The sequence below is a fragment of the Bradyrhizobium sp. GW821-FHT12B03 genome (genome assembly GCF_058807535.1).
This window is the reverse complement of the sequence record NZ_JBXAQU010000013.1, coordinates 49,525-75,735: the sequence shown is the minus strand read 5'-3', so window position 1 is coordinate 75,735 and position 26,211 is coordinate 49,525. Positions and strand designations below refer to the sequence as shown.

Genomic DNA, 26,211 nt, shown 5'->3' with positions numbered 1-26,211 from the left:
GGATGTCATACAGCCGTGGGGTGCATCAGGCAGGCGACCCGGCTGAAGCTGCGCGAACGGGGCGACGCTGCGCAAACACGCGCTTCACCCTCGTGAGAACCAAGGCCGACACCGGCGTCGGCCAGACCGAAGAGCCATCTTAAGTTGCGTGTTTCGCCGTCAAGGGGGGTGACGCAGATGGGCAATATGGTTCGTAATTACGATGGCGGGATCACAAGCACGCCCGTGCGACTGGCGTCGCCGCGCTCCGTCGATGAGATTCAATCGATCCTCAGGGATGTCGACCACTATCCAAGCCCGGTTCGGGCGATGGGCAGCTATCATTCCTTGACGCCTTGCGCGTCCTCGGACGGGACGATCATCGACATGTCCGGGATGAACCGCATCCTCAAGATCGATCCACACGCCATGACGTTCACGGCCGAGGCGGGCATCCAGTTCATTGCCGCATCGCGGGTGTTGCGGGCGATGGACCTCCAGTTTCTGACCAATATCGAGATCGGGAACATGACGCTGGGTGCGGCGGCCTGCTGCCACACCAAGGACGGCCTGGACGGCGGCGAGTTCGGGCAGGTCGGCTCGTACATCACGGCGATGAAATGGGTGACGCCCAGCGGTGGGCTGGCGGAAGCATCGGAGGATAAAGATCCGGATCTGATGTTCTTGATGCGATCGAGTTACGGCCTGTGCGGCGTCATCTACGAGGTGACGTTTCGCATCAAGCCGCTGGAAGCGATCCATTTCAAATATTTGCCGCGCCCGATCGGAGATCTGACCGAGAAGGAGGTGGATGGGATCATCGATGCGTCGCGAGGCCTGATCTGCTGGACGGTCGGTCGAAAAGCGCATTTCCAGACGCGACATCCTGTCGACAGGGTTGGACCGTTTGGGTCGCTGTTCGCCGCCAGCCGCCGCACCCTCTGGAATTATGCGGAAGCGCGCGTTGGCAGGTTCATCGACACCAGCATCCCGACCAAGCCTCTCAGGGATGCGGCGCTGGACACGTGGTTCGTTGGCAACAGGCTGCTGATGTCGTTCCTGCACCTGGCCGGCGGAGCGACCTTGTACAACCCCGACAAGACCATCGACTACAGCAAGACGCCGCCGTCGGCGCGATATGCATTTACATTCTGGGCATTTCCGCGCGGTGAATGGCTCAAGGTGCTGCGCGACTACGTCGACTTCAGCGAAGAGTATTTCAAGGAACATGACTTCCGCTGCAACATGGCGCTTGGTTCCTACTTCATCCGCAAGGACGAGCATTCGCTGCTGTCCTACTCGCATGACGGAGACGTTTTTTCAGTCGACCCCATTCACGCCTATACGGACCGCCCGGCGTGGGACGGCTTCTTGAAGGAGTTCAACGATTTTGCAAACAAGAGGAACGGCATTCCCTTGCTGAACCAGAGTCCGTTCATCACGAAGCAGCATGTCACGGCGGCCTATGGCACGCGATGGACGCAGTTTTCCGCGCAAGTCAGGCAGGAGGATCCGCACGGGCGCATGCTGAACCCGTTCTTTGCCGATCTGCTTTGAGCCGGTGAGGGCCAGGCCCGATCGGACAGTGCGGCTGACCGATTGATACGCACGCACAGTGGCGTGGACTTCTCATGAGAGAAGGGCGCAATCTGGCCGCGCTCAGGAAGAATGGCAGCGGCGCCAAATCGAACCGCGGAACATTGTCAGAATTCCGGGATGAGTGATGGACGACCCTCACGATAGAGTAACCGAACGCCGCCAGCTCACCGTTCTGTTCTGCGACGTCGTTGATTCAACGGGGCTCTCCGAGCGTTGCGACATCGAGGATCTGCGGGAGATATTGCTGGAATTCCAGGCGATAAGCTCGCAATGCATCGGCAATGCCGGCGGCAGCGTGGTCAACTACATCGGCGATGGCATTCGCGCGGAGTTCGGCTATCCCCTCGCATCGGAGAACGAGGCCGAGAGCGCGGTACGCGCCGGCCTGGCGTTGTTGCGGGCCCTTCGCGGACTGAGCGAGCGTGCCGCTGCGGCGATCCAGGAACCGCTTCGCGTTCGGATCGGGGTCCATACGGGCGTAGCGGTGATCGGCAAGGCGGGGCCGGGCCATGTGCACGATGCGACCGAGATCGTCGGCGATACGCCCAACATCGCATTCCGGTTGCTGGAAATGGGCGAGCCCGACTCGCTCGTGATCAGTGGCGAGACCAGGCGTCTTCTCCGCGGCGAATTCGCCATGCAACCGCTCGGCATGCGTTCGCTCAAGGGACTGTCGCGGAAGATCGAGGTCTTTCTCGTCACAGGCGAGACGTTGCAAGATGGAGCCGGCCACCGCGTCCGCCACCGCACGGCCTCCCCCCTGGTCGACCGGGTCACCGAATTGGACCAGTTGCTGCAGGCCTGGGAACTGGCGAGGACCGGGCAGGGGCGTACGGTGGAGATCACCGGGGAGCCCGGGATCGGCAAATCGCGCCTGGCATTGGAGCTGATCGAAAGGGGCGAGCTGACGGACGACCTGATCCTGGCGATCCAGGCCTCGGCCCCGCATCAGAACACGCCGCTCTACCCGATCATCAGAGCCCTCGAGCGGCGTATCGGCATCAGCAGGGATGAAGACGTCGAGGTGAATTCGGCGCGTCTGCGTGATTTCATGGCTGCGACGTCCGGCGGGGACGAGGAGCAGTTGACGCTGATCGGTCAGATGCTCGGTTTGCCGGTGCGGGCAGCGCCGGGCCCGACAATCCCCGATGCGCAGGAGCTGCGTCGGAAGACGCGCGATGCGGCGGTGCGGCTGCTGACCTCGCAGACGCGGAGCGACGCCAGCCTGATCCTGATCGAGGACTTTCACTGGGCTGATCCATCGACGATCGAGATCGTCGAGCGCATTGCCGGCCAGATCGGCAACACGCGGAAGCTCCTGGTGGTCACCAGCCGAACGTCTGTCATTGGCAACGTGTCGCCGATGATCCTGCGTATCGTGCTTCAACGTCTCGACGACGAGCACTGCCGCGATCTCGCCGGATCGGTCGTACGCGACAAGCCGCTGCCAAGCCAGTTGATCCAGCAGATCGTCGCGCGATCGGACGGCGTGCCGCTGTTCGTGGAAGAGTTGGCGGCGGCGGCCCGCGAGACCGGCCAGGTCGATGCGGGCGTCAGGACGGTCGGCGCCAGCGGACCATCGGAAGTGCCGTCGGCGCTCTACGACTCCCTGATGCTGCGTCTGGAGCGGCTCGGCAATGCCAAGGCGGTCGCGCAGCTCGCGTCGGTGATCGGCCGCAGCTTTCCGCATCGGCTTCTTGTTGCCGTTGCGGGCGAGCTTCACGACGCCCTCGAACCTGCCCTCGAGCGGCTGCGCGCGGCTGGACTGATAGGGCTCGAGCGCAACGACGACGAGAAGAGCTACTCCTTCAAGCATGCCTTGGTCCGGGACGTCGCCTATTATTCGCTTCTCAAGCGGCAGAGACGGGAGCTGCACGACCGCGTCGCTGCGGAGATCGAGCTCCATCTGCCGGAGGTTGCCATCACGGAACCCGGCTATCTCGCGCAGCACCTGTCGGAGGCCGGACGCACCTCTCGCGCGGCACAGATGCGGCTCAAGGCGGCCCAGCAGGCAGCGGAACGTTCGGCAAATCTGGAGGCGATCGCCGAGCTCAACATGGCGCTGGAGGAGATCGGGAGGCTTCCAGCGGGACTTGAACGGGACAGTCTGGAGTTGAACGCCCAGATCGCGCTGATCGGTCCGACGATCGCCCTTCAGGGATTTGGCGCCGATGCGGTCGCTGACGTGAGCAGCCGCGCCATCGAGCTCTGCCGTGCCCTCGACAATGATCCGCGCATCTTTCCGGCGCTGTACGCAAGATGGTCTTACTTGCGCGTTGCAAGCAACGTGCGCGAGGCCGGCACCTTGGCGCAGGACTTTCTGGCGCTTGCCGAGCAGAAGGGAACGAGGGCCGATCGGATGGTCGGCCATCGGTTGGTCGGCACGTCGTTGCTCGACGGGGAGACCGAGCAGGCGTGCGTCCATCTCGATCGGGCGACCAAGCTCTACGATGCCACCGCCGACCGCGCGACGGCGGTGACATACGGGACCGACGTGCAGATCACGAGCCTGTCCAACCTGAGCATCTGCTGCTGGCTGGTGGGCCGGGTGAGCGATGCGATCACGCACGGCCAGGAGGCACTCGGACACGCGCGGCAATTGTCGCATGCCCATACCCTCGGCTACGCCTACGCGCATGTCTGCATGCTCTACACGCTGGAGCGGGACGTGCAGACGGTGCGGGCGCTCGCACAGCGGACGCTCGATGGAGCGATCAGACGGGAACTGCCGCTCTGGGTCTCGGTGGCGCGGACATTTCTCGGTTGGGCCGACGTCGAAAGCGGCCGCCTCGCGGAAGGCATCGATATGCTGGAGAAGCAGCGCGATTTCCTGCAGGCGGCGCATCTCGTCTACCAGCTGCCATGGTACCTTTGCTGGCTGGCGGAAGCCTATATCCGCGCCGACAGGCTGGCGGACGCCCGGCGTTGTCTCGATCAGGCGCGCAACGTCTTCGGGCGGGGCGGCAATTACTGGTACGAGGCCGAGTACCTGCGTATCGAAGGCCGGTTTGCATCACATGCGCAGATCAACGACACCAGGCTCGCCGAACAAAAATTCGAGCTGGCCCTCGCGCTCGCCCGCCGGCGTGGCCAGCGCGGATTTGCCCTGCGTGCCACGGTGGCTCTTGCCAGCCTGCTTGCCGCCGGAGGCCAGACCGACCGTGCGCGCACCCTGCTGCAGCAGGAATTGCAGGTCTTTGTCGGTCAACCGGAGGGCGGCGATCGCTCGGATGCCAACAGGTTGTTATACTCCCTCCAGGAGCGCTCGTGCGGCTGACAACTCCCCAATCGCGGCAATCGCGCTCGGCCTCTTCGCGCGCGCGGCTGGTTCGGGTCCTGCGGATAGTCTCCGGTGCCCCGACGGACGCTGCAGTGCCAAAGTTCCTTGATGTTGCGGGGCCCGCGGAATAGCGGGATCGCCGTCTACTTCGCGATCGGCGTCGTCAGCTGGGTATCGGCTGTGTCCACCACGAAGACGGCGAGCAGCTTCGCCGGCTCGGTATCGCTGGCATTGGTGCTGACGGCATGGCGGTCGCCGGGCTTCTCGAAGAAGTTCTCGCCCTTGTGGAAGACCTTGGCGGGCTCGTCATTGACCTGGCTTCGTATCGCTCCTTCCAGCACGGTCGCATAGATGAACGCCGAGCGCGCATGGGTGTGGGCCGGTGAGGAGCCTCCGGGGCCATACTCGACCAGCACGCCCTTTATGCTCTTGCCGGGGGCATTCGGCAGGACCTGGTCAAACACCACGGCCACTTTGGCCGACTTTGCCGCCGGCTGCGTTTCGGCTGCATGGGGCGCCAGGACGAATGCGGCACACGCCGCCGTTGCGATCAGCAGTCTGCGCATGGGAATTCCTTCATTGCCGTGGTTACGATGCATCGGGCAGCGGCAGAGGCTCAGGCCGTCGCGAGCCACGTTGCGAGCGGCGTTTTTCCCAGCCGCGCCTCGCCGAGCGGGACCAGCGATGTGTCCGCGATGGGGGAGCCGTAATACGGCGCCTTGGCGTCTCCCACCACCGGACGGCTGTCGCCGGACGCTTTCAGGCGGCGCGCGACGAACTCGTTGAAGGGGGCCTTTTCCGGTCCCGCGATATCGATCGTGCCGTTCAGCGGCCGTCCCGTCGCGACCTCCGCGAGGGAAGCGACCACGTCGTCGGATGCGATCGGCTGAAACAGCGCCGATGGCATGACGATCCGGCCGTCGGCCGCGCCCGTCTCCGCAATGGCCCCGAGGAATTCAAAAAACTGCGTGGCGCGAACGATCGAGTAGGGCACCGGAGATGCCTTGACGATGGCCTCCTGCGCGAGCTTGGCACGAAAATAAGCGATGTCGGGCGATCGATCGGTTCCCACGATCGACAGCGCGACATGATGCTTGACGGAAGCTGCGGCCTCGGTCGTCGCGAGGTTCTGGCTCGAACGCTGGAAGAAGTCGAGCACGGCCGCGGGCTCCCAGGACGGCGCGTTGGCGACGTCGACCACGACATCCGCACCCGCGAGCGCGGCGGCGAGGCCTTCCCCGGTGACGGCATTCACGCCCGATCTTGGCGAGGCCGCCACGGCCTCGTGGCCCTGCTGCCTGAGCTTCGCCACGAGCTTGGATCCGATCAATCCGGTTCCGCCGATCACGACGATCTTCATGGCATGTCTCCCCGGCATTTTGCGACGCGAGTGGCGAAGGCCAGCGGCTCGTTACGCACTCGCATCGATGACCATGATGCGAGGCGAGTCATACCCGATCAATGGGGCGAGCTCTTGCCTGGAACGGGCCTGCCTTGCCGAAAAATGCTCCAGAAGTGTCGCTGCGGGGCGAGGGGGATTGGTAAGGGATCTTTCCCCTCCGTCGTGAGGGCGCACCGCGTGCCGCATGAACGTTGCCACGCGCGCCGCCCCAGCCTTGCAGAGAGTGCGTCGGGTCAGCTCAGGCGAAAGCCCTGATAGCCTCGTTGGGCAATTTCCGCGCATTTGAAGCGGTAACCCTCGCCGACATACGGCATGAAGACACGCGGTTTGCCGGCGATATTGGCTCCGAGATACCAGGAATTGGCCTTCGGAAACAGCGTTCGTGCCGCCACCTCACCGACGTGAATCATCCAGGCGAGCTCGGCGGCCGGCTCCGGTTCGACAAATTGCAGATTCTGTTCGCGGATATGGTCGATACAGCCCGTCAGCCAGTCGACGTGATGCTCGCAAGCGGCGATGACGTTGCCGATCACGGACGGGCTGCCGGGACCGGTGATGATGAAGAGATTGGGAAAGCCGGCGACACCGATGCCGAGATAGGCACTCGGTCCCTCGGCCCATGCCTCGCGCAGCGAGCGGCCGTCGCGTCCGCGGATATCCACGGCCAGCAGCGCTCCCGTAACGGCGTCGAAGCCGGTTGCGAACACGAGCGCGTCGAGCCCGAATTCGTGCATCGACGTCCTGATGCCGTCGTTGGTGAATTCCTGCAGCGGTTGCTCCCGCAGGTTGACCAACTCGACATTTGGCCGGTTGAACGTCTCGTAATAGTTGGTATCGACGCAGATGCGCTTGACGCCGAGCGGATAGTCCGTCGGGCTGAGCGCCGCCGCGGTCTTCGGGTTCTTGACGATCCCTCGAATTTTGTGGCGAACGAAATCGCAAGCAACGTCGTTGACCTCCTCGTGAGTCAGCAGGTTCGGGAAGGCGAACAGAAAGCCGCCGCCGCCCTGCTGCCAGAGTTCCTCGTAGCGCTGCCACTGCTCGTCGCGGGATGGAACAGGCGCCTCCCATGCGGAGGAGTTGACGCGCCCGTAATGCGGGCTCTCGAGGCTTTGCAAATAGGCCGGAAAGTCGGCCTCGAACCTGGCAAAGTCTTCATCGAGCAACGGCGCATTGCGTGCCGGAACGGAATAGTTCGGCGTGCGCTGGAAGACCGTGAGCTGCGCGGCCTGCTGCGCGATCAGCGGAATCGCCTGGACCCCCGAGGAGCCTGTTCCGATCACCCCGACGCGCAAGCCGGAGAAGTCGACCTCGTGCTCGGGCCAGCGCGCGGTGTGGTAAACCGCGCCGCGAAATTCTTCGAGACCTGGCACTTTCGGAGTGTTGGGGACCGAGAGGGCGCCAGTCGCCATGATGCAGAAGCGGGCGCGAATCCGGTCGCCTCGATCCGTCGATACGAGCCAGAGTCCGGTCGCTTCGTCGAACGCCGCGGCGGTCACGCGGGTCTCAAAGCGGATCAGCTCTCGCAGCTCGAAGTGGTCGGCGACGTGCCGCGCATATCTGAGGATCTCGTCGCGGGCCGCGTATTTCTCCGACCATCGCCAGCCTCGACGCAATTCATCGGACCAGGTGTAGCAGTAGTAAAGGCTGGGCACGTCGCAGCGGACGCCGGGATAGCGGTTCCAGTACCAGGTGCCACCGACCTCGGGCGCACTGTCGATCCCGATCACGGAGAGCCCCAGTGCACGCAGCCGATACAGCGCATAGAGTCCGCCGAAACCTGCGCCGACCACGACTGCGTCGTAGTCCGTCGTCTTCGTCTTGTCGATCCAGCCTTCTTGCGCCGTTGTCCTTGCCATCACTGTCCTTCGCTGAGCCGGCCAACTGTCCGGGAAATATCACGCGATCGATCGGCCGCCGTCGATGACGAGCTCGGCACCCGTGACGTAGCGACTTTCATCGCTCGCGAGCCAGAGAATGCCGTTCGAGATGTCGTCGGGCGTCGCCTTGTATCCGAGCGGGACGGCGCGCTCCGTCAGCTTGTCCAGTGTCGCACCGCGTGGCTTCTCGTTCGAGCCATCGTCGGTGGTGCCGATCAACGTGTCCCAGATCGCCGTTTCGGTGATGCCGGGATGCAGCGAATTGACACGCACGCCATCCTTGGCGGCTGCGCATTCGAGCGCCACGGATTTCGTGAACAGCCTGACCCCGCCCTTGGTCGCACAATAGCCCGAGACATTCGGCGAAGCCTTGATGCCGGCGATCGAGGAGACATTGATGATGCTGCCGCCACCGCCGGCGCGCATCAGGGGGAGCGCGTGTTTGACACCGAGGAAGACGCCGTCGAGATTGACGGCAATCTGCCGTTTCCAGTCCTCGAAGGACATCTCGGTGACCGGACCCGAGAGGCCGATGCCGGCATTGTTGACAAGCACATCGAGCCGGCCAAACCGTGCGCGCACCGTCGCGACGACGGTTCGCCAATCATCTTCGCGCGTCACGTCGTGATGGTAGTACTCGGCGTCACAGCCGCTGCCCCTGAGCTCCCTCAGCAGGGTCGCGCCCTGTTCGTCCTGCAAATCGGTCGCGGCGATCCGCGCACCTTCTCTTGCAAGGAGCAGGGCGGCGCTCCGACCGATTCCGCTGGCGGCACCAGTCACCAGCACGACCTTTCCTTCGACCCGTCCGGTCATCGGCTCGCTCCTCTCGTTGCGCCCCTGGACCTAGCGTGACGCGTCGTGTCCGACTTCACCGGTGATGATGTCGCCGAACAGCTTCCAGCCTTCTCCGTCGAACCGCATCAATTGCATCTGCTCGATCGGAAAGAAGTCGTCGGCGCCGGTGTTGATCTTGATGCCGGGCAGCATCATTTTCGGCGCGAAGCCCTTCAGGTTCGCGGCCTGCTTCATGATGTTCTCGCGCGTCAGGTTGTCGCCACACTGTCTGAGCACCTGAACGAGCGTTTGGCTCATGGCGTAGGCATAGACGTTGCCGCCATCTGCCTTGTTGGCGTCCGGCAGATATTTGTCCATGAACGCATGCCATTCCGTCACCTCGGCATCATCCTTCCAGGCCGAATCCGTCGGATCCTTCAAATAGACCGTTGAAATGATGTCTTTCGAATTGTCGGCGCCTGCGACTTTCATCACGGCTGAGACCGATGTCGACGTGCTGGAGAGGAAGAACTTGGCCTTCCAGTTGATCTCGGCGACCTTCTTGATCGCCTGGGCCGATGCTTTCGGCGCCGTCCACGAGAACAGAATATCGGCGCCCGACGAGTATAGCGCGACGATCTGGGAATCGATGGTGGGATCGCTCAGCTCGTAGGACTTGTCGGCGACGATCATGCCGGCCTTGTCGCCGAGGCCGTCGCGCATGCCCTTGAAGGCGTCCTTGCCGGCATCGTCATTCTGCCAGAGTATTGCGATCTTGCTGTTGGGATAGTGATCGAGAATGTAGCGGGCGTAGATTCGCCCCTCGCTCTGGTAGTTGGGCTGCCAGCCGATCGTCCAGGGATAGTTCTTCGGATCGCCCCAGCGGGTTGCGCCAGTGGCGACAAACAGTTGAGGCACTTTCTTGCTGTTCAAATATTTCTGGATGGCGGCGTTGGTTTGCGTGCCGAGCGGTCCAAACACCGCCAGAACCTCGTCGCTCTCGACGAGCTTGCGCGCCTGCTCCACGGTCTTCGGCGGCGAGAAGCCGTCGTCATAGGAAATGAAATTGATCTTGCGGCCGTTGACGCCGCCCTGGTCGTTGATCATCCGGAAGTAGGCCGCTTCCGCTTTTCCGATTGAACCGAAGGCGGAGGCGGGACCGCTGTACGGCATGATGTTGCCGATCTTGATCTCGGTATCCGACGCGCCGGGGTCGTAGGTTTTCTCGGCTTGCGCCGGTGCGGCAGCCACCAGCACGGCGGCCAGCGCGATGGACGCGCCACGAACGAGATATGTGTGCATTTTTTGATTCCTTGGCATCGGCTCCCGATCCCGTCTGTGACATAGTCTGGAAACGTTATCAAGAATTCGGTCGGGCATATTTACAGGGTAAGTCATAAATGGCATTTCTATTATGATAACGATTTGATATTATGGGCAAATCAAACGGAACAGCGGGGTGACCCGCGCAAGGTTCATGGCCAGAGCTCGATCACGCCCGATCACCCGACCGACCATTCGCGACGTCGCCGCGCAAGCTGGCGTCTCGGTCTCGAGCGTCAGTCGCGTCTTGAACGGCGCCCCCTACATCCGTCCTGAATTGCACGCGCGGATCATGCGCGCCGTCGACCGTCTTGGCTTCGAACCGCAGTCGGCTGCACAGGCGTTGCGCTCGCGCGCCACCAACACGATCGGCTGCATGGTGGCTGACATCTCGAACCCGCTCTACACCGACATGATCAACGCCGCGGAGGATGAATTTCGGCGCGCCGGCTACGTCATGATGCTCGGTACCACGCGGCACGAGGAGGAGCGCGAGACTGCGTTCCTGTCTGCCGTGCGCCGACGGCAGATGGATGGGCTATTGCTGTTCGCCGGCGACAATGGCCACGAGGGCTTCGCCTCGGCGCTCGCGGCACTCGATTTGCCGTGCGTCGGGATCGATCGCGACGCGCCCGGACTGCCGTCGGTTCGCGCCGACCATCGCGGTGGGAGCTTCGAGGTGACGCGCTACCTGATTGGGCTCGGTCACCGCCGCATCGCGCTACTGACGGGACGCGCTGCCTTGCTGCCGACGTCGGAGCGTCTTGAAGGTTATCGTCGCGCTCATTTCGAGGCGGGCGTCGAAGTCGATTGCGATCTGATCCGACCGCAACTGCACTCGACGAGCATTGCCTTCAGCGACGTTTGCCAATTGTTGCAAGGTCGCAGTCCGCCCACCGCGATCATCACCCTGGGAACGCACATGCTCGCGAGCGTACTCGACGCGCTGGCCAGCAATGGGCTGCGTTATCCCGAAGATGTCTCGGTCGTTTGTGTCGGTGATACCGACCTCGCGCGGTACGCCACGCCGGCCGTCACATCGCTCACCTGGGACCTGGGCGAGATGGGCCGAGCGGGCGCGCGGATGCTCCTCGACAGGATCAGCGAAATCAATGGGCCGGTTGATACGCGGCCAGTCTACCTGCCGACCAGATTTATCTTGCGTCATTCTTGTGCTGCGCCCGCACGTCCTGATCACCGGCTTCGGTGACCAGGACGCGAATTTGCGCACGTTCCGCCTGTCGCCCCGGACGACATATGCGCCGCCCGGACCGGGTCCGATAATTTACAGCGTCATCTGCATCGGCTCGGGATAGTAGTGGAAGCCGTCGCCGGCCTTGGCGACGTGGCCGTAGCCAGGCCAGGCAAAGTGATAGGACATCACGGGGACCTTGTTGGCCGCGAGCATGGTGAGCAGCTTGACGCGCGTCTCGGCTGCCTGTTTCGGGTCCGTGTCGTAGGAGAATTCCATGCGTGGCCGCTCCAGCAGCAGCACGGAATGGTGCGAGAGGTCGCCGAGGAAGGCAAAGGACTTGCCGGCCGAACTGACCATGAAGATGGTGTGGCCGACGGTGTGACCGGGCGCAGAGATGGCCTGCACGCCGGGCAGGAATTCCTCGTTGTCCTTGAAGAACTTGATGCGGTCGCGGACTGGCAGCAGGTTCTTGCGGGCGTGAACCACGAAGTCCTTGGCGGCGCTGCCGAGCTTGCCTTCATCGGTCCAGAAGTCGAAATCGATCTGGGAGATGTAGATCTGCGCGTTCGGGAACAGCGGCTTGTTGTTGGCATCCACGATGCCGCCGATGTGGTCGATATGCGCGTGCGAGCAGACCACGGCATCGATGTCCTCCGGCTTGATGCCGGCTTCCATCATGCTCTTCTGCTGTCGGCCGGTGGTGGGGCCGAACATCTTGGAGCTGCCCATGCCGGTATCGAACAGGATCAGCTTGTCGCCGGTGTTCACGATCGGCGAGTTCTGCTCGAGCACGACATTGTCCGGGGACAGGAAATTGTCGGCGAGCATCTTCTTCACGTCTTCCTTGGGAACGCCGGTGAAGGTGCCGGAGGGATCGCCGAGCGGCAGCGGTCCGTCGGACACGACGGTCACCTCGGCGTCGCCGAGAATGAAGCGGTGCCAGTAGGGAGTCTGGGTGCCCAGCTTGGGAGCGCGTGCCATCGCACTGCCGCCAAGGAGTGCGCTGGCGCCAAGGCCGGCGCCGAGTGCGAGCAGGGATCGACGTGAGACATCGGGTGTCATTCGTTCCTCCATTTTCTGTTTTGATCCGCGCGCTTTTTCGCGCGTGATGCGGCCTTAGGCCGGCAGCGCGATGCTGCGCCGGTTCAAACAGGCTCGCAAGAGGAAACGGATTGGCGATAATCCCGGGCTGGATAAGAAACAATCAATGATTGTGTCGCGATTGTGTTCTCCAAATCCGCCTCACAGAAATCTCACGCAATTCTCAGCGCGCGGTCGTTGCCTTCCATTTCGGCAAAGCCGGCCTGCAACACCTCTTCGCGCTTGTGGCGGAGATGCGCACGCAGAATGTGCGAGAGGCCGGCACCATCGCGCCGCTGCAATGCGTTCAGGATTGCCTCGTGCTCCATCACGGCAAACGCCCAGCGCTGCGGCGTCATCGGCGTGACATAGCGCGCGCGGCGGATGCGCGCGGTCACGGAGGCGTAGAGCCCGGTCAGTGCGGGGTTTCCAGCGGCGGCGACGATGCCCTCGTGAATGGTGCGGTTGCCCCGATAGTACTGGATCAGATCGCCCGCGCGATAATGCTGCACCATCTCCGCATGCGCGGCGGCGATCTCGTCGATCTCCGCGTCGGTGATGCGCTCGCAGGCGAGCTCGCCGGCGAGCGCTTCGAGCCCCTGGCAGACTTCGAACAGGTCGCGCACGTCCTTGTCGGTCAGTTTCGCTGCGCGCGAGCCGCGATGGGGCAGCAGCTGCACGAGGCCTTCGGCGGCCAGCACCTTGAGCGCTTCGCGCAGCGGCGTGCGCGAGATATCGAGCCTCTCGCACAGTTCGCGCTCGGGAATCCGCGCGCCTGGCGGGATCTCGCCGTCGAGCAGGATGGCGCGGATGCGGCCGACGACCTCCTCGTGAAGCATGACAGCGTCGCTCCGGTTTGAATGCAAAAATGAAGTTATCGGCTGATATTCGGAAGTTCCAGCTTGATAATTAGAGGTTTTGCATTCAAAAATGTAAAAAACAAGAGGACATGAGGAAATGGACCACACGGCGGAGGCGGACGACCTCGTTTTTGAATGCACGGACGGCATCGGGCGGATCACCTTCAACCGCCCGCAGGCCCGCAATGCCTTCACCTTCGCCATGTACGAGCGCCTCGCGGCGATCTGCGAAGAGGCCAACGACGATCCATCGATCAAGGTGCTGGTGCTGCGCGGGGCCGGCGACAAGGCCTTTGCCTCGGGCACCGACATCAACCAGTTCCGCGAGTTCAAGACACCTCAGGACGCCATCGACTACGAGAACCGGATCGACCGCGTGCTCTCCACGCTCGAGCAGTGCCGCGTGCCGACCATCGCCGCGATCAACGGGTTCTGCACCGGCGGCGGCGCGGGCATCGCCGCGGCCTGCGACCTGCGCATCGGCACCAGCAGCACGAAAATCGGATTTCCCATCGCTCGCACCCTCGGCAATTGCTTGTCGATGTCCAATGTCAGTCGGCTCACCGCGCTGATTGGTGCTGCGCGCGTCAAGGACCTGATCTTCACCGCGCGCCTCGTCGAGGCCACGGAAGCCGCAAGCGTCGGGCTGCTCGGCGAGGTCGTCGCGGATCTTGCTGCACTCGACAGGCGCGCCGACGAGGTCGCCCGGCTCCTGGCCAGCCACGCGCCATTGACACTGACCGCGACCAAGCAGGCGGTGGCCCGCCTGCAAAGGCGGCTGACGCGGGACGAGGGCGAAGACCTCATCCTGATGTGCTACACGAGCCAGGATTTTCGCGAAGGGCTCGATGCTTTCCTCAACAAGCGCGCGCCACAGTGGCGCGGTCAATAGGACCCCCCGATGCAAAGCGATCGATCGCAATCCACCTCGCGCCATCAGGGACCGCTGGCCGGCCTCAAGGTCGTCGATCTCACCCATGTCATGGCGGGGCCGACCTGCACATTGATGCTCGCCGACATGGGCGCTGACGTCATCAAGATCGAGAAGTCGCCGAATGGCGACGACACCCGCCACTCCGTGCCGCCCAAGATCGGCGAGGAGGCGGCCTCCTTCCTGATGATGAACCGCAACAAGCGCGGCATCGTGCTGGACCTCAAGACCGAAGGCGGCAAGCAGGTGCTGCGGCGGCTGATCGCAAGTGCCGACGTGCTGGTCGAGAACTTTGCGCCCGGCGCCATGGAGCGCCTCGGCTTCGGCTACGAGGAGCTGCACAAGCAGCATCCGTCGCTGATCTATTGCTCACTGTCGGGTTTCGGCCGTACCGGCCCTTACAAGAATCGCCGCGGTTTTGACCTGGTCGCGCAGGCCATGAGCGGCATCATGAGCTTTACCGGCGAGCGACCTGACGGTCCGCCCGTGAAATGCGGTCCGCCGCTGTCCGACATCACCGCCGGCCTGCTCGCGAGCATGGGAATTTTGGCCGCCTACACGCATCGTCTGAAGACCGGCGAAGGGCAGTGGGTCGAGACCTCGCTTTACGAGGCTGCGCTGGTCCAGACCTACTGGCAGTCGACGATCGCGCTGGCTGCGGGTACCGCGCCGCGCGCGATGGGCTCGGCCCATCCGCTCAACGCGCCGTACCAGGCGTTCGAGGCCTCGGACGGCTGGCTGGTGGTCGGCGGCGCCAACAAGAAGCACTGGCTCTTGATGCTGGAAGCGCTCGGTGCGAGTGAGCTCGCCGCCGATCCGCGCTTCGTCAACGGTGCCGACCGCATGGCGAACCTGAAGGAGCTCGAAGCGGTCCTGAGCGAGCGTTTCCGCACCAAATCGCGGGCGCATTGGCTGGCGGCACTGGACGAGAAGGGCGTGCCGTGCGGCCCCGTGCACGACATGCTGGAAGCGCTCCGCGATCCCCAGACGCTGGCGCGTGAGATGGTCGTCGAGGTCGAGCACTCCACGCTCGGCCCCGTGAAGACGATCGGGCTTCCCGTCAAGTTTTCGGAGACCCCGGGCAAAGTGCGCACGGGTGCGCCGGTCTACGGTGAGCACACAAGCGAGGTGCTGGCCGAGCACGGGCTCGACCAGACGCAGATCGAAGCGCTCGCAAAAGAAGGCGCTATCGTCTTGGGCTCAGTCAGACGCGAGGAACGCGTCGCCTGACCGGACGTCGATACGACAAATAAAACAGAACACAAAAGCTGGAGGAAATCATGGGTCGGACGTCAACATTCCTGCTTTCCGCCGCCGCGACCGTGCTCGCCGGCACAGTCCCGGCGTTTGCGGCCTGGCAACCGCAAAAGCCGATCGAGTTCGTGGCCACTGCCGGGCCGGGCGGCGGCACCGACAATCTCGCGCGCGCGGTGCAGAACATCATCACCAAGTACAAGCTGACGGACCAGCCCATCGTCGTCGTCAACAAGGGCGGCGGCAGCGGCGCCGAAGGCTATGTTTACGGCAAGGCGTCCTCGGGCGATCCCCACAAGGTGATTTTCGGAACGTCGAACGCCTGGCAGCAGCCGCTCGTCTCCAAGGTCGCCTTCAACTACACCGATCTCACCCCGATCGCGGCGATGGCACAGGACGAGTTCCTGCTCTGGGTCAAGCAGGATGCGCCCTACAAGACGGCGGGAGACTATCTGAAGGCGGCCGCAGCGGGCGAATTCAAGATGGGCGGTGCGCAATCGAAGGACACCGACGAGGTGCTGACGCGCATGATCGAGAAGGCCGGTCAGGTCAAGCTGACCTACATCCCCTTCAAGAGCGGCGCCGAGACCGCCGTGCAGCTCGCCGGCGGACACCTCGACTCCCACGTCAACAATCCCAGCGAGAGCCTTGGGCAATGGCGTGGCGGCACGCAGCGACCGCTTTGCGTTTTCAGCCCGAAGCGGCTGCCGCAAGGCCCCAAGGTCACCGCGAGTGAGGGGTGGAGCGACGTTCCGACCTGCGCCGAGCAGGGGCTCGACATCAAGCAATATGAGCAGCCGCGGACGGTGTGGCTGCCCGGCAAGGTCACGCCGGACCAGGCCGCGTTCTATGTCGATCTCATGAAGAAGGTGCAGGCGACGCCGGAATGGAAGGACTACATCGAGAAGACCTCGCAGGTCGACACGTTCCTGACCGGCGCCGAGTTCGACAAGTTCATCAAGGAGGACCTCGAGCACGTCAAGCAGGTTGCGGGCGAGCAGGGCTGGCTGATCAAGTGAGGCGGGGCACGCCTCAAACCCTTCCGTCGTCCCGGCGAAGGCCGGGAGCCATACCGCGTGATCTATCGAGGAGTGTTGGTCGTCGTACCGATGTGGATTTAACGTCAAGTCCTCGTCAAACTCCGCCTTGGGGTTATGGGTCCCGGCCTTCGCCGGGACGACAGCGAACGCCGGTAAAACACGTGCGCCATAACCGGCCACTGTGCGTGGCCTGACCGGAGCCCCTGATGATATCGCGCCGCGCGCTTGAACTTGCGACTGCAATCCTCACCGGCAGCTTTGGCGTGGCCGTCGTCGTCTCCAGCCTCGACAACGGCATCGGCTGGTCGAGCGCGGGCGTGGATTCCGGCACGTTCCCGTTCCTGACCGGCGTCATCATCGTGCTCGGCAGCCTCTACAATCTGGTGCGGGGTCTTCTGCCGGCTACCACGCTCGCGAGCGTTCCCATCGCGATCACGCCGATCGAGCTGCGCCGGCTTGCCGGCCTGTTCGTGCCGGCCGCGATCTTCGTGGCCGCGATCCCGCTGGCCGGGATGTACGTTGCCTCGAGCCTGTATGTCTTCGCGGTGCTGGCGATTCCGAGGCACCAATCCGTGCCGCGCGCGCTGGCGATGGCCGGCGCGACGGCGCTCGCGCTCTATGTCGTGTTCGAGCGCATGTTCCAGGTCAGCCTGCCGCATGGCGCGCTTGCCGCCGCGCTCGGCTTCTGAGGGCGGCCGATGGATAATCTCGGAGAACTCCTGCACGGCTTCACCATCGCGGTCACCATGCCGCATCTGCTCCTGATGGCGGTGGGCGTGCTGCTCGGCATTCTCGTCGGCGTGTTGCCGGGGCTGGGTGCGCCGAACGGGGTGTCACTGCTGCTGCCGCTGACCTTCGGCATGCAGCCGGTGTCGGCGATCATCCTGCTCTCCAGCATGTATTGGGGCGCGCTGTTCGGGGGATCGGTGACCTCGATCCTGTTCAACATCCCCGGCGAGCCGTCCTCGGTCGCAACCACCTTCGACGGCTATCCGATGGCGCGCGACGGCCGGCCGACGACGGCGCTGGCGACCGCCTTCGGCTCGGCTGCGTTCGGGGCGCTGGTCGGCGTCATCCTGATCACTTTCCTCGCGTCCTGGGTGGCGCAGGTCGCGCTCGCCTTCGGACCTGCGGAATATTTCGCGGTCTATTTCCTGGCCTTTGCGAGCTTCGTCGGCATGGGCGGGGCGGCACCGGTCAAGACCGTCGTGGCGCTCGCGATCGGTTTTGCGATCGCCGCCATCGGTATCGACACCGTGTCGGGTAGCGTCCGCCTGAACATGGGTATCGACGAACTGGTCAAGGGGGTGAATTTCGTCGTCGCTGTGATGGGCCTGTTCGGCATCGGTGAGCTGCTGGTCGCCGTCGAGGAGGAATTCCATGCCCGCGCCGTCTCCTCGAAGATCGATTGGCGCGAGGTGTTTCGCGCGGTCGGCCGCCTGCCGCGTCACAGCGTTGCGTTGCTGCGCAGCGCCGCGATCGGCTGCTGGATGGGGATCACGCCGGGCGGCCCGACGGCCGCATCCTTCATGAGCTACGGCATCGCCCGCCGCTTCTCGCGCCGCGGCCGCTACTTCGGCACCGGCGAGGTCGAAGGCATCATCTCGCCGGAGACGGCCGATCATGCCGCCGGCACCAGCGCGCTGCTGCCGATGCTCTCGCTCGGCATTCCCGGCTCGGCGACCGCGGCCGTCATGATGGGCGGGCTGATGATCTGGGGTCTCAATCCCGGGCCGATGCTGTTCGTCGACAGCAAGGATTTCGTCTGGGGCCTGATCGCCTCGATGTATGTCGGCAATATCGTCGCCGTGGTGCTGGTGCTGCTGACCGTCCCGGTCTTTGCCGCCCTGATGCGGATTCCGTTCGTGATCATTGCGCCCCTGATCGTGATCATCTGCGTCGTCGGCGCCTATTCGGTGTCGAACTCCTATCTCGACGTGGTGATGATGCTTGGCTTCGGAATCGTCGGCTATCTCTTCAAGAAGCTGTTCTATCCGCTGGCGCCGCTGGTTCTGGCGATCGTCATCGGCGACAAGGCCGAGGATGCGTTCCGGCAGTCGATGCTGATGTCGAAGGGATCGCTCGGGATCTTCTTTGCGAACAAGCTGGTGACGTGCCTGATCGTGGCCGGCATCGCGCTGCTGCTGCTTCCGCTCGCGTTGCAGCTCGCGCGTTTGCTGCGCAGGCCCGCGCCATCCGCCAATGAGACGACAGCCCAAGACACGGATCGAGAAAAGGTGATCATATGACCGCAAAGCCGCTCATTGCACTGGCGATGGGAGATCCCGCCGGCATCAGCCCGGAGCTGACCGCGAAGCTCGTGGCGGAGAATGACATCCGCGCCAGCAGCCGGCTCGTCGTGATCGGTGACCGCCGGGTCTTCGACGAGGGCGCGCGCATTGCGGGCGTCAAGCCGGACCTGGCCGTGGTGGAGCAGGGGGCCGACCTTCGATCTGCGCAAGGCGATGCGCTGTTTGTCGATCTTCGCCACCTGGACCCCGGGGATGTCGAGCCGAAGACCGCGACCCTCGCCGGCGGCAAATTCGCGCTCGCCAATTACCGGCACGCCCTCGAACTCGGCCGCGACGGCCGCGTCGATGCCGTCTGCTTCACCCCCTTCAACAAGCAGGCGATGCGGCTTGCCCGCGCCGCGTACGACGACGAGATTGCGTTTTCGGCGGAGGTCGTCGGCCTCAAGACGCCGGCCAGCGAATTCAACGTGCTGGACCGGCTCTGGAACGCGCGCGTCACCTCCCACATTCCGTTGAAGGATGTCGCTGCAAAGCTGTCGAGCGAACGTATCCACCGTGCGCTCAGGCTGACCGATGCCTGCATGCGCAACGCCGGCTTCGCGCAGCCGCGGATTGCTGTTGCTGGTCTCAATCCGCATGCCGGCGACGGCGGCAATTTCGGCCGCGAGGAGATCGACATCATTGCGCCGGTGGTCGCAGCCGGTCAGGGCGAGGGCATTGCCGCGGAGGGGCCGTTCCCGGCCGACACCGTGTTTCTGCGCGCCAAGGCCGGCGCCTTCGATGCGGTGCTGACGATGTATCACGACCAGGGCCAGATCGCGATGAAGCTGATGGGGTTCGATCGCGGCGTGACCTTGCTCGGCGGCTTCCCGTTCCCGATCTGCACACCCGCCCACGGCACCGCCTACGACATCGCAGGCCAGGGGATCGCTTCGATCGGCGCCAGCCGCGCCGCGCTGCTGCTCGCGGCGGAGATGGCGGCGCGACGCGCTGCGTGACTGCGCCGGAGCGCGTTTTCGAGCTTCTCAATGATGGCGGAATGCCGCTGTTTTGCCCGACGTGTCAAAGCGCTTTGACGGAAGGCAAAACGTCAACGAAAACAACCCTTCGCCTACTGTGCATGGGGTTGTTTTCGCGGTTCTTGATCGGGCGGCCTCAGGCCCCGCAGACGATCACGCCATACCAGCCGAGCCCCCGATAGGTCTCGTAGCCGGGTGTGGCGTGGAACGCGACCATCGTGCCCGTGCGGTCCTGATAGAACCCGGAGCGCTGGCCGTTCAGTGACAGCGAGATGCGCTCGCTCAGGATGCCCTGGCCGTCGGAGGCGGCGATGACGCGGAAATTGGAGTCGACCAGCAGCACGCGCGCCTTGTCGCTGTCGCCGACGCGCACGCCTTGCACGATGGCGCGGGCCTGCGGCTCCCAATCGAAATGGATGGCGAGCACGCCGATCGGCGCACCGTTGGCCTGGCCGCCGGCGCGGACGCTGGCGCAATAGGTCGCGACCTGGGCGTTGCCGAGCAGCGGCTGGTTCTCGACATCGCCGGCGACATAGTCGTCGCCGGAGCGCAAGGTCTTGGCCTCGCGGAACCATTTGGTGTGGCCGACGTTTTGGCCGACGACGCGAAAGCGGTCGGCGCGGCCGTTGGCGATGACGTTGCCGTCGAGGTCGCAGAGCCAGAGATCGAGATAGACGGTGTAGGCCCCGAGGATGACGCCGAGGCGCTGCGAGGCATAGGTGACAGCCGCGGGGGCAGGCGAGGCCGCGCAATCCACCACGGCGGAGTCGGTCGCCCACCAGCGCACGTCGCAGGTGCGTTCATAGAGGTTGCGGTCGATCAGCTCGACGGCGTTCAGCGAAAGATCGACCATGCGCTCGCCGCGCGAACGCTGGCTCATCCGGTCGATCGAGGAGACGAGGTCGCCGGTGCGCTTGGTGAGCTGGCTTTCGAGCTCGCGCGCGATGGTTTCGACCTGCTGGCCGACGCCGCGCACCTCCTGCGCCACCACCGCGAAGCCCGCGCCTTGCGCGCCGGCCCGTGAACTCTCGATCAGCGCGTTCAGCGCCAGCATCTTCATCTGGTTGGTGATCTGCTGGATCGCCTTGGTCTTGTCGACCGCGATCTGGTTGACCTCCGCGGTGAGGCGGTTGATCAGCGCGGAAATGTCGGAATCATCGTCAGCGGGTTCGGAGGCAATCGGCTTGGCTTTCAGACCCAGCGCAGCAGACATCGGGGGACTTCCCTTGGCAATGAGGTCTGATCTGCAACGAACCCGGAACAACAAATTACAGATCGAATACGATTCTTTTTCGAGGATTCCGCCTAACGCCTGCTTAATTTGCTGTTCGGCGGAATGCCTAAATGGTAGTCACTCCGGCCTGTCAGCCGGCCATCCACCGCTTTATGCCCCGCAGCCGTTGCAATTCGCCGGGCTTTCCCGGCCAATCCCCGAAGCCAGTGACCGGGCGCCTAGCGTGATCGCCCGAGCCTCGAGTTCCCAACAGATAGCCGCCTGTCATGACGCCGCCCGCCACCGCCTTGCCCGTCGAAGCGCCCCAGGCGTTCCTGGGCGTCGCGCGCTCGCTCACGGACAAGCTGTGGCGCGACCGGCTGGACGCTCGCGGGGCGGCCAGGGCGCTGGCCATCGTGCAGCGCCACCAATTGCCGGAGCTGCTGGCGCGGGTGCTGGCGGGGCGCGGGGTCGACATCGACGCAGTGCCTGACTTCCTCGACCCGACCATCCGAAAGCTGCTGCCGGACCCTTTCACTGTGACGGAGATGGAAGCCGCCTCCAAGCGGATCGCGGATGCGGCCGAGAAGGGCGAGACGGTCGCGATCTTCGGCGACTACGACGTCGACGGTGCGACCTCGGCGGCGCTGCTGGCCTGGCATCTGCGCCACTGCGGGCTTGACCCGTTGATCCACATTCCCGACCGCATTTTTGAGGGCTATGGCCCAAACGTTGAAGCCGTTCGCGGCCTGGCGGCCAAGGGCGCGACGCTGCTCGTCACCGTCGATTGCGGAACCACCAGCATCGAGCCGCTTGCCGAGGCCAAGCGCCTCGGCATGTCCGTCGTCGTGATCGACCATCACCAGGCCGGCACGGAGCTGCCGGTGGTCGACGCGCTGGTTAATCCGAACCGGCTCGACGATCTCTCCGGTCTTGGCCATCTCGCCGCCGTCGGCCTCGTGCTGGTGACGCTGGTCGCGGTCAACCGTGAATTGCGCCAGCGCGGCTTCTGGACCTCCGAGATGCCCGAGCCTGATCTCCTGGGCATGCTGCATCACGTCGCGCTCGGCACGGTCGCCGATGTCGCGCCGCTGATCGGCCTCAACCGCGCTTTCGTCGCCAAGGGGCTGATCGCGATGCGGCGGCGTGATCATGTCGGCCACACCGCACTGATGGACGTGGCGCGGCTGAACGGCCCACCGGAGGCCTGGCATCTCGGCTTCATGCTGGGGCCGCGCGTCAATGCCGGCGGCCGCATTGGCCGTGCCGATCTCGGCGTGCGGCTCTTGCTGGAAGGCGACAGCGTCGAGGCCGCGCGGATCGCCGCCGAGCTGGACCGCCTCAACAGCGAACGCCGCGTCATCGAGCAGGCGGCGGAAGCGCAGGCCGAGGCCGAGGCGCTGGCCTCGATCGGGCTCGAGGACAAGCTCGCCGTGATCGTCACGGCATCCGAGGGCTGGCACCCCGGCGTGGTCGGCCTCGTCGCCTCCCGCCTGAAGGAGAAGTTTTCGCGACCGGCCTTTGCGATTGCGCTCGAGCCCGGCGGCATCGGCACCGGCTCGGGCCGTTCGATTGCCGGCGTCGATATCGGCAAGGCGGTGCGGCAGGGGGTCTCCGACGGGATTCTGCTCAAGGGCGGCGGCCACGCGATGGCCGCGGGCGTGACGCTGCGCAAGGAGAAGCTCGCCGAATTCCGCGCCTATCTCGAAAATGCGCTGAGCCGCGACGTCGCCGAGGCACGCCACGTCAACGAGCTCTATATCGACGGCGCGGTCTCCGCGCGGGCCGTGACGACGGAGCTAGCGGCCACGCTCAACCGTGCCGGTCCCTTCGGCAGCGGTAATCCGGAAGCCGTGCTGGCGCTGCCGGCGCATCAGCTCGTCCATGCCGACGAGGTCGGCCAGGCGCATCTGCGTCTGCGCTTCAAGTCGGGTGACGGTGCGATCGTCAACGGCATTGCATTCCGCTCCGTGGGACAAAAGCTCGGCAATGCGCTGCTCGCCAATCGCGGCCAGCAATTGCATGTCGCGGGATCATTGTCGGTCGACCGCTACCAGGGCGCCGAGCGGGTGCAATTCCGCGTTGTCGATGTCGCGCTACCGGACCAGGGGCCATCCGTGATTAGATAACAACGGCCTCAGACAACAAAAAAAGGGAGTGAACATGGCAGGGCAGGTTGAGGGCAAGGTTGCGCTGGTGACGGGCGGCGCTTCCGGCATTGGCGAGGCTATTGTCGAGCTGTTCGCGCGCGAGGGCGCCACGGTCGTCATCACCGACATCGACGAGCTGCGCGGACCGGAGCTGGCCAAGCGCATTACAAAAGCTGATGGCAAAGCGATATTCCTGGAGCAGGACGTCACCAGCGAGGAGCGCTGGATCGAGATCGTCGCCGAGATCGCAAAGCGCTACGGCCGGCTCGATATCATGGTCTCCAACGCTGGCATCGGCATTGCCGTGCCCTCGATCGTCGACATGACGCTCAGCGACTGGCGTAAGCAGAATGCGATCAATCTCGACGGCGTGTTTCTCTCGGTGAAACATTGCCTGCCCTTGATGCGCAAGACCGGCGGCGGCTCGATCGTCATGATGTCCTCGCTCGCGGGCCTGCGCGGATCGCCGGGCCTCTCGGCCTATTCGTTGACCAAAGGCGGCGTGCGGCTGTTTGCGAAATCGATCGCGATGGAGTGCGCGGCGGCCGGCGACGGTATCCGCGTCAACTCCGTCCATCCCGGCATCATCGATACGCCGATCTGGGGCAAGATCCCGACGGGCGCCTCCGGCAACCAGGGCAATGCGCCGATCGACCCGGAGGAACGCGCCAGGGCCGTCACGCCGCTCGGCCGCGCCGGGCAGGCCGCGGAGATTGCCTCGGGCGTGCTGTATCTGGCGTCCGATGCCTCGCGTTACGTCACCGGCAGCGAGCTCGTGATCGACGGCGGCATGAACGCCGGCGGGGTGCCGCGGCGGCAATAGGCCGCCGCGCGGGCTGTGAAGGGCAGGGTGGCGCCCGCAGGGGCTGACGCGCCGGCGTCGGCCCTGTAGAAGGCGAGGAGCTTCCGACCGACAGGGGTTTCCTTCGCCATGGCGCACAGCCTTCACTCGTCTTCTTCCTCGCCCGCGCCATTCCGCTCGAACCGGCCGGACCTTGCCACCGACGCGATCCGCACCGCGCGCGAAGATCTCGCCGCCTGCTTCCGCATGGCCGCGCGCAATGGTTTTGAGGAAGGCATCTGCAACCACTTCTCGGCCGTGGTGCCCGGTCATGACGACCTCTTCCTCGTCAATCCCTACGGCTACGCCTTCCGCGAAATCACTGCGTCAAAACTGTTGATCTGCGACTTCCATGGCAACGTGCTCGACGGCGAGGGCGTGCCCGAGGCGACCGCGTTCTACATCCATGCGGAGATGCACAGGCTGCTGCCGCGCGCCAAGGTCGCATTCCACACCCACATGCCCTATGCGACCGCGTTGTCGATGACTGAGGGCGATCCCCTGATCTGGGCCGGCCAGACCGCGCTGAAGTTTTACGGCCGCACCGCGGTCGATCGCGACTATAACGGTCTCGCGCTGGACAACCGCGAGGGGGCGCGCATTGCATCGGCCGTGGGTGATGCCGACATCGTCTTCATGAAACATCACGGCGTGATGGTGTTGGCGCCGACCATCGCGGAAGCCTGGGACGATCTCTACTATCTCGAGCGCGCCGCCGAGGTGCAGGTGCTGGCGATGTCGACGGGCCGCAAGGTGCTGCCGGTCGATCCCGCGATTGCCGCAGAAACCTACAGGCAGATGCGCGAAGGCGACTCCGAATCCGCGCGGCTGCATCTCGCAGCCGTCCGGCGCCAGCTTGATGCCGAGGAGCCGCAGTACCGGCACTGAGCCGGGCTACGAGCCCTGCCGCAGCTTCGCCAGCACCTTCAGCCCGCCATAGCCATCGGCGGGCATGATCCCCGCGCGCTGCTGGAAATCCTTGATCGCCTTCATGGTGTCGTTGCCGACGCGACCGTCGGTGCCGCCGGTGTCGAACCCGGCCTTGGTCAGCCGCGTCTGCATCTCCTGCACTTCGGCGAGCGTGAGCGCGCGCTCGGAGCCGGGAAAGGGCTGGATGAAGGGCGGCGCGCCGAGGCAGCGGTCGCCGAGATGGCAGATCGCCAGCGCGTAGTTCATCGAGGGATTGTAGCTCTTCACCGAGTAGAAATTCGGCCCGAGCAGAAAGGTTGGCCCGCCCGCGACCGGCGTCCACATCTGTGCGGTCGCGGAGGCTTGCGGAAACGGCTGGCCGTCGGCGCGGGTGACGCCCGCCGCCTGCCAGGCCGCATAGGTGCGGCTTCCGCTCATGTCGCCTGATGCTCGCACCTCGTAGCCCCAATGCTCGCCGCGGCGCCACTTGCCGCGATTGACGAGATATTTTGCCGTCGATCCCAGCGCATCGTCGGGCTTGCCGAACGGCGAGACCTTGCCGTCGCCGTCATAGTCGATGCCGACATTGAGCCAGACTTCCGGCATCCACTGCGAATGCCCCATCGCGCCGGCCCAGGAGCCCTTCATCTCCTCCGGCGTGCTCCAGCCCTTGTCGACGATGCGCAGGGCGTTGACCAGCTCGGTCTCCCAATAGGCTTTGCGGCGCGGCTCGTTCCAGGCGAGCGCGGCGAGCGAGGCAAACACCGGCGTCATGTGGTTCTGCTGCACCAGCGGATCGCCATAGGCGGACTCGACGCCCCACAGCGCCAGCAGCGTGCCGCGTTCGACGCCGAAATCACGCTCGATGCGTGCGAGCAGCGCCTCGTTGTTCTTCAGCGCGATCTTGCCGTTGATGATGCGCCAGTCGGAGACGCGGCGGTTGATGTATTGCCAGACCTGCTCGTGGAATTCAGGCTGGTTGCGCATCTGCTTGAACACGCTCATGTCAGGCTCGACCCGCCCCATCGCGCGCTGCCAGGTCGCGGCCGAAATGCCCTTGGCCATCGCGCGTGCGCGAAAGGATTCGCGCCATTCGTCGAAGCCCGGCGGCGCGGCGAGGGCGTAGGTTGGTGACGCAACCAGGGCCGCTGCGCCGAGCGCAGATCTCAGCAGGGCGCGGCGGGTGGGCGTGGCCGAGGAATCAGCTTGTTTCATGGACACATTGTAGCG

General features: G+C 64.5%; 21 protein-coding genes. 12 read left to right on the top strand and 9 right to left on the bottom strand.

Features of this window, described 5'->3' with window-relative positions:
- The first annotated feature begins 177 nt into the window (after positions 1-177).
- Together AC1RUR_RS23810 and AC1RUR_RS23805 are read left to right on the top strand one after the other, a co-directional pair.
- A complete protein-coding gene (locus AC1RUR_RS23810) occupies positions 178-1,536 on the top strand; it encodes an FAD-binding protein (RefSeq protein ID WP_492848661.1) in 1,359 nt (452 codons plus the stop codon).
- 166 nt (positions 1,537-1,702) lie between these two features.
- The gene (locus tag AC1RUR_RS23805; RefSeq protein WP_492848433.1) at positions 1,703-4,855 is read left to right on the top strand and encodes an ATP-binding protein; all 3,153 of its coding nucleotides are present in this window, start codon (positions 1,703-1,705) and stop codon (positions 4,853-4,855) included.
- A 146-nt stretch (positions 4,856-5,001) separates the two neighbouring features.
- Here AC1RUR_RS23805 and AC1RUR_RS23800 read toward each other — a convergent pair whose 3' ends face one another.
- The 5 genes from AC1RUR_RS23800 to AC1RUR_RS23780 form a co-directional block, all read right to left on the bottom strand.
- The gene (locus AC1RUR_RS23800) at positions 5,002-5,424 is read right to left on the bottom strand and encodes a cupin domain-containing protein (RefSeq protein WP_492848431.1); all 423 of its coding nucleotides are present in this window, start codon (positions 5,422-5,424) and stop codon (positions 5,002-5,004) included.
- Positions 5,425-5,474: 50 nt separating this feature from the next.
- A complete protein-coding gene (locus AC1RUR_RS23795; protein ID WP_492848429.1) occupies positions 5,475-6,218 on the bottom strand; it encodes an SDR family oxidoreductase in 744 nt (247 codons plus the stop codon).
- Positions 6,219-6,493: 275 nt separating this feature from the next.
- On the bottom strand, positions 6,494-8,119 hold the full coding sequence (locus AC1RUR_RS23790; protein WP_492848427.1) for a flavin-containing monooxygenase: 1,626 nt from the start codon (positions 8,117-8,119) through the stop codon (positions 6,494-6,496).
- A 39-nt stretch (positions 8,120-8,158) separates the two neighbouring features.
- On the bottom strand, positions 8,159-8,953 hold the full coding sequence (locus tag AC1RUR_RS23785; protein WP_492848425.1) for an SDR family NAD(P)-dependent oxidoreductase: 795 nt from the start codon (positions 8,951-8,953) through the stop codon (positions 8,159-8,161).
- 30 nt (positions 8,954-8,983) lie between these two features.
- On the bottom strand, positions 8,984-10,216 hold the full coding sequence (locus AC1RUR_RS23780) for an ABC transporter substrate-binding protein (RefSeq protein WP_492848423.1): 1,233 nt from the start codon (positions 10,214-10,216) through the stop codon (positions 8,984-8,986).
- Between the two features lie 175 nt (positions 10,217-10,391).
- On the opposite strand from AC1RUR_RS23780, the gene AC1RUR_RS23775 reads away from it, so the two are divergent.
- Positions 10,392-11,447, top strand: a complete 1,056-nt coding sequence (locus AC1RUR_RS23775; protein WP_492848421.1) for a LacI family DNA-binding transcriptional regulator — start codon at positions 10,392-10,394, stop codon at positions 11,445-11,447.
- Between the two features lie 75 nt (positions 11,448-11,522).
- Here the strand turns inward: AC1RUR_RS23775 and AC1RUR_RS23770 are convergent, their stop codons facing one another.
- Both AC1RUR_RS23770 and AC1RUR_RS23765 read right to left on the bottom strand, forming a co-directional pair.
- On the bottom strand, positions 11,523-12,494 hold the full coding sequence (locus AC1RUR_RS23770) for an MBL fold metallo-hydrolase (protein ID WP_492848419.1): 972 nt from the start codon (positions 12,492-12,494) through the stop codon (positions 11,523-11,525).
- Between the two features lie 191 nt (positions 12,495-12,685).
- On the bottom strand, positions 12,686-13,351 hold the full coding sequence (locus tag AC1RUR_RS23765) for a GntR family transcriptional regulator (protein WP_492848417.1): 666 nt from the start codon (positions 13,349-13,351) through the stop codon (positions 12,686-12,688).
- Positions 13,352-13,469: 118 nt separating this feature from the next.
- Here AC1RUR_RS23765 and AC1RUR_RS23760 point away from each other — a divergent pair, with 118 nt between their 5' ends.
- From AC1RUR_RS23760 to AC1RUR_RS23735, 6 genes are all read left to right on the top strand, one after another.
- A complete protein-coding gene (locus AC1RUR_RS23760) occupies positions 13,470-14,264 on the top strand; it encodes an enoyl-CoA hydratase/isomerase family protein (RefSeq protein WP_492848415.1) in 795 nt (264 codons plus the stop codon).
- Positions 14,265-14,273: 9 nt separating this feature from the next.
- Entirely contained in the window at positions 14,274-15,533 is a 1,260-nt protein-coding gene (locus tag AC1RUR_RS23755) for a CaiB/BaiF CoA transferase family protein (RefSeq protein ID WP_492848413.1), read from the top strand.
- Between the two features lie 50 nt (positions 15,534-15,583).
- Complete coding sequence (locus AC1RUR_RS23750; protein ID WP_492848411.1) at positions 15,584-16,576, top strand: Bug family tripartite tricarboxylate transporter substrate binding protein; 993 nt, start codon at positions 15,584-15,586, stop codon at positions 16,574-16,576.
- A gap of 227 nt (positions 16,577-16,803) precedes the next feature.
- On the top strand, positions 16,804-17,286 hold the full coding sequence (locus AC1RUR_RS23745; RefSeq protein ID WP_492848410.1) for a tripartite tricarboxylate transporter TctB family protein: 483 nt from the start codon (positions 16,804-16,806) through the stop codon (positions 17,284-17,286).
- A 9-nt stretch (positions 17,287-17,295) separates the two neighbouring features.
- Entirely contained in the window at positions 17,296-18,846 is a 1,551-nt protein-coding gene (locus AC1RUR_RS23740; RefSeq protein WP_492848408.1) for a tripartite tricarboxylate transporter permease, read from the top strand.
- A complete protein-coding gene (locus AC1RUR_RS23735; protein ID WP_492848406.1) occupies positions 18,843-19,847 on the top strand; it encodes a 4-hydroxythreonine-4-phosphate dehydrogenase PdxA in 1,005 nt (334 codons plus the stop codon). The genes AC1RUR_RS23740 and AC1RUR_RS23735 overlap by 4 nt, the downstream gene beginning before the upstream one ends.
- Positions 19,848-20,004: 157 nt before the next feature.
- On the opposite strand, the gene AC1RUR_RS23730 is transcribed toward AC1RUR_RS23735, so the two are convergent.
- The gene (locus AC1RUR_RS23730) at positions 20,005-21,081 is read right to left on the bottom strand and encodes a methyl-accepting chemotaxis protein (RefSeq protein ID WP_492848404.1); all 1,077 of its coding nucleotides are present in this window, start codon (positions 21,079-21,081) and stop codon (positions 20,005-20,007) included.
- A gap of 287 nt (positions 21,082-21,368) precedes the next feature.
- On the opposite strand from AC1RUR_RS23730, the gene recJ reads away from it, so the two are divergent.
- The 3 genes from recJ (at position 21,369) to AC1RUR_RS23715 (ending at position 24,960) form a co-directional block, all read left to right on the top strand.
- A complete protein-coding gene (gene recJ, locus AC1RUR_RS23725) occupies positions 21,369-23,210 on the top strand; it encodes a single-stranded-DNA-specific exonuclease RecJ (protein ID WP_492848403.1) in 1,842 nt (613 codons plus the stop codon).
- 34 nt (positions 23,211-23,244) lie between these two features.
- Complete coding sequence (locus tag AC1RUR_RS23720; protein WP_492848401.1) at positions 23,245-24,054, top strand: SDR family NAD(P)-dependent oxidoreductase; 810 nt, start codon at positions 23,245-23,247, stop codon at positions 24,052-24,054.
- 108 nt (positions 24,055-24,162) lie between these two features.
- Complete coding sequence (locus tag AC1RUR_RS23715) at positions 24,163-24,960, top strand: aldolase (RefSeq protein ID WP_492848399.1); 798 nt, start codon at positions 24,163-24,165, stop codon at positions 24,958-24,960.
- A 6-nt stretch (positions 24,961-24,966) separates the two neighbouring features.
- Here the strand turns inward: AC1RUR_RS23715 and AC1RUR_RS23710 are convergent, their stop codons facing one another.
- Entirely contained in the window at positions 24,967-26,196 is a 1,230-nt protein-coding gene (locus AC1RUR_RS23710) for a lytic murein transglycosylase (RefSeq protein ID WP_492848397.1), read from the bottom strand.
- Between the last annotated feature and the right edge of the window lie 15 nt (positions 26,197-26,211).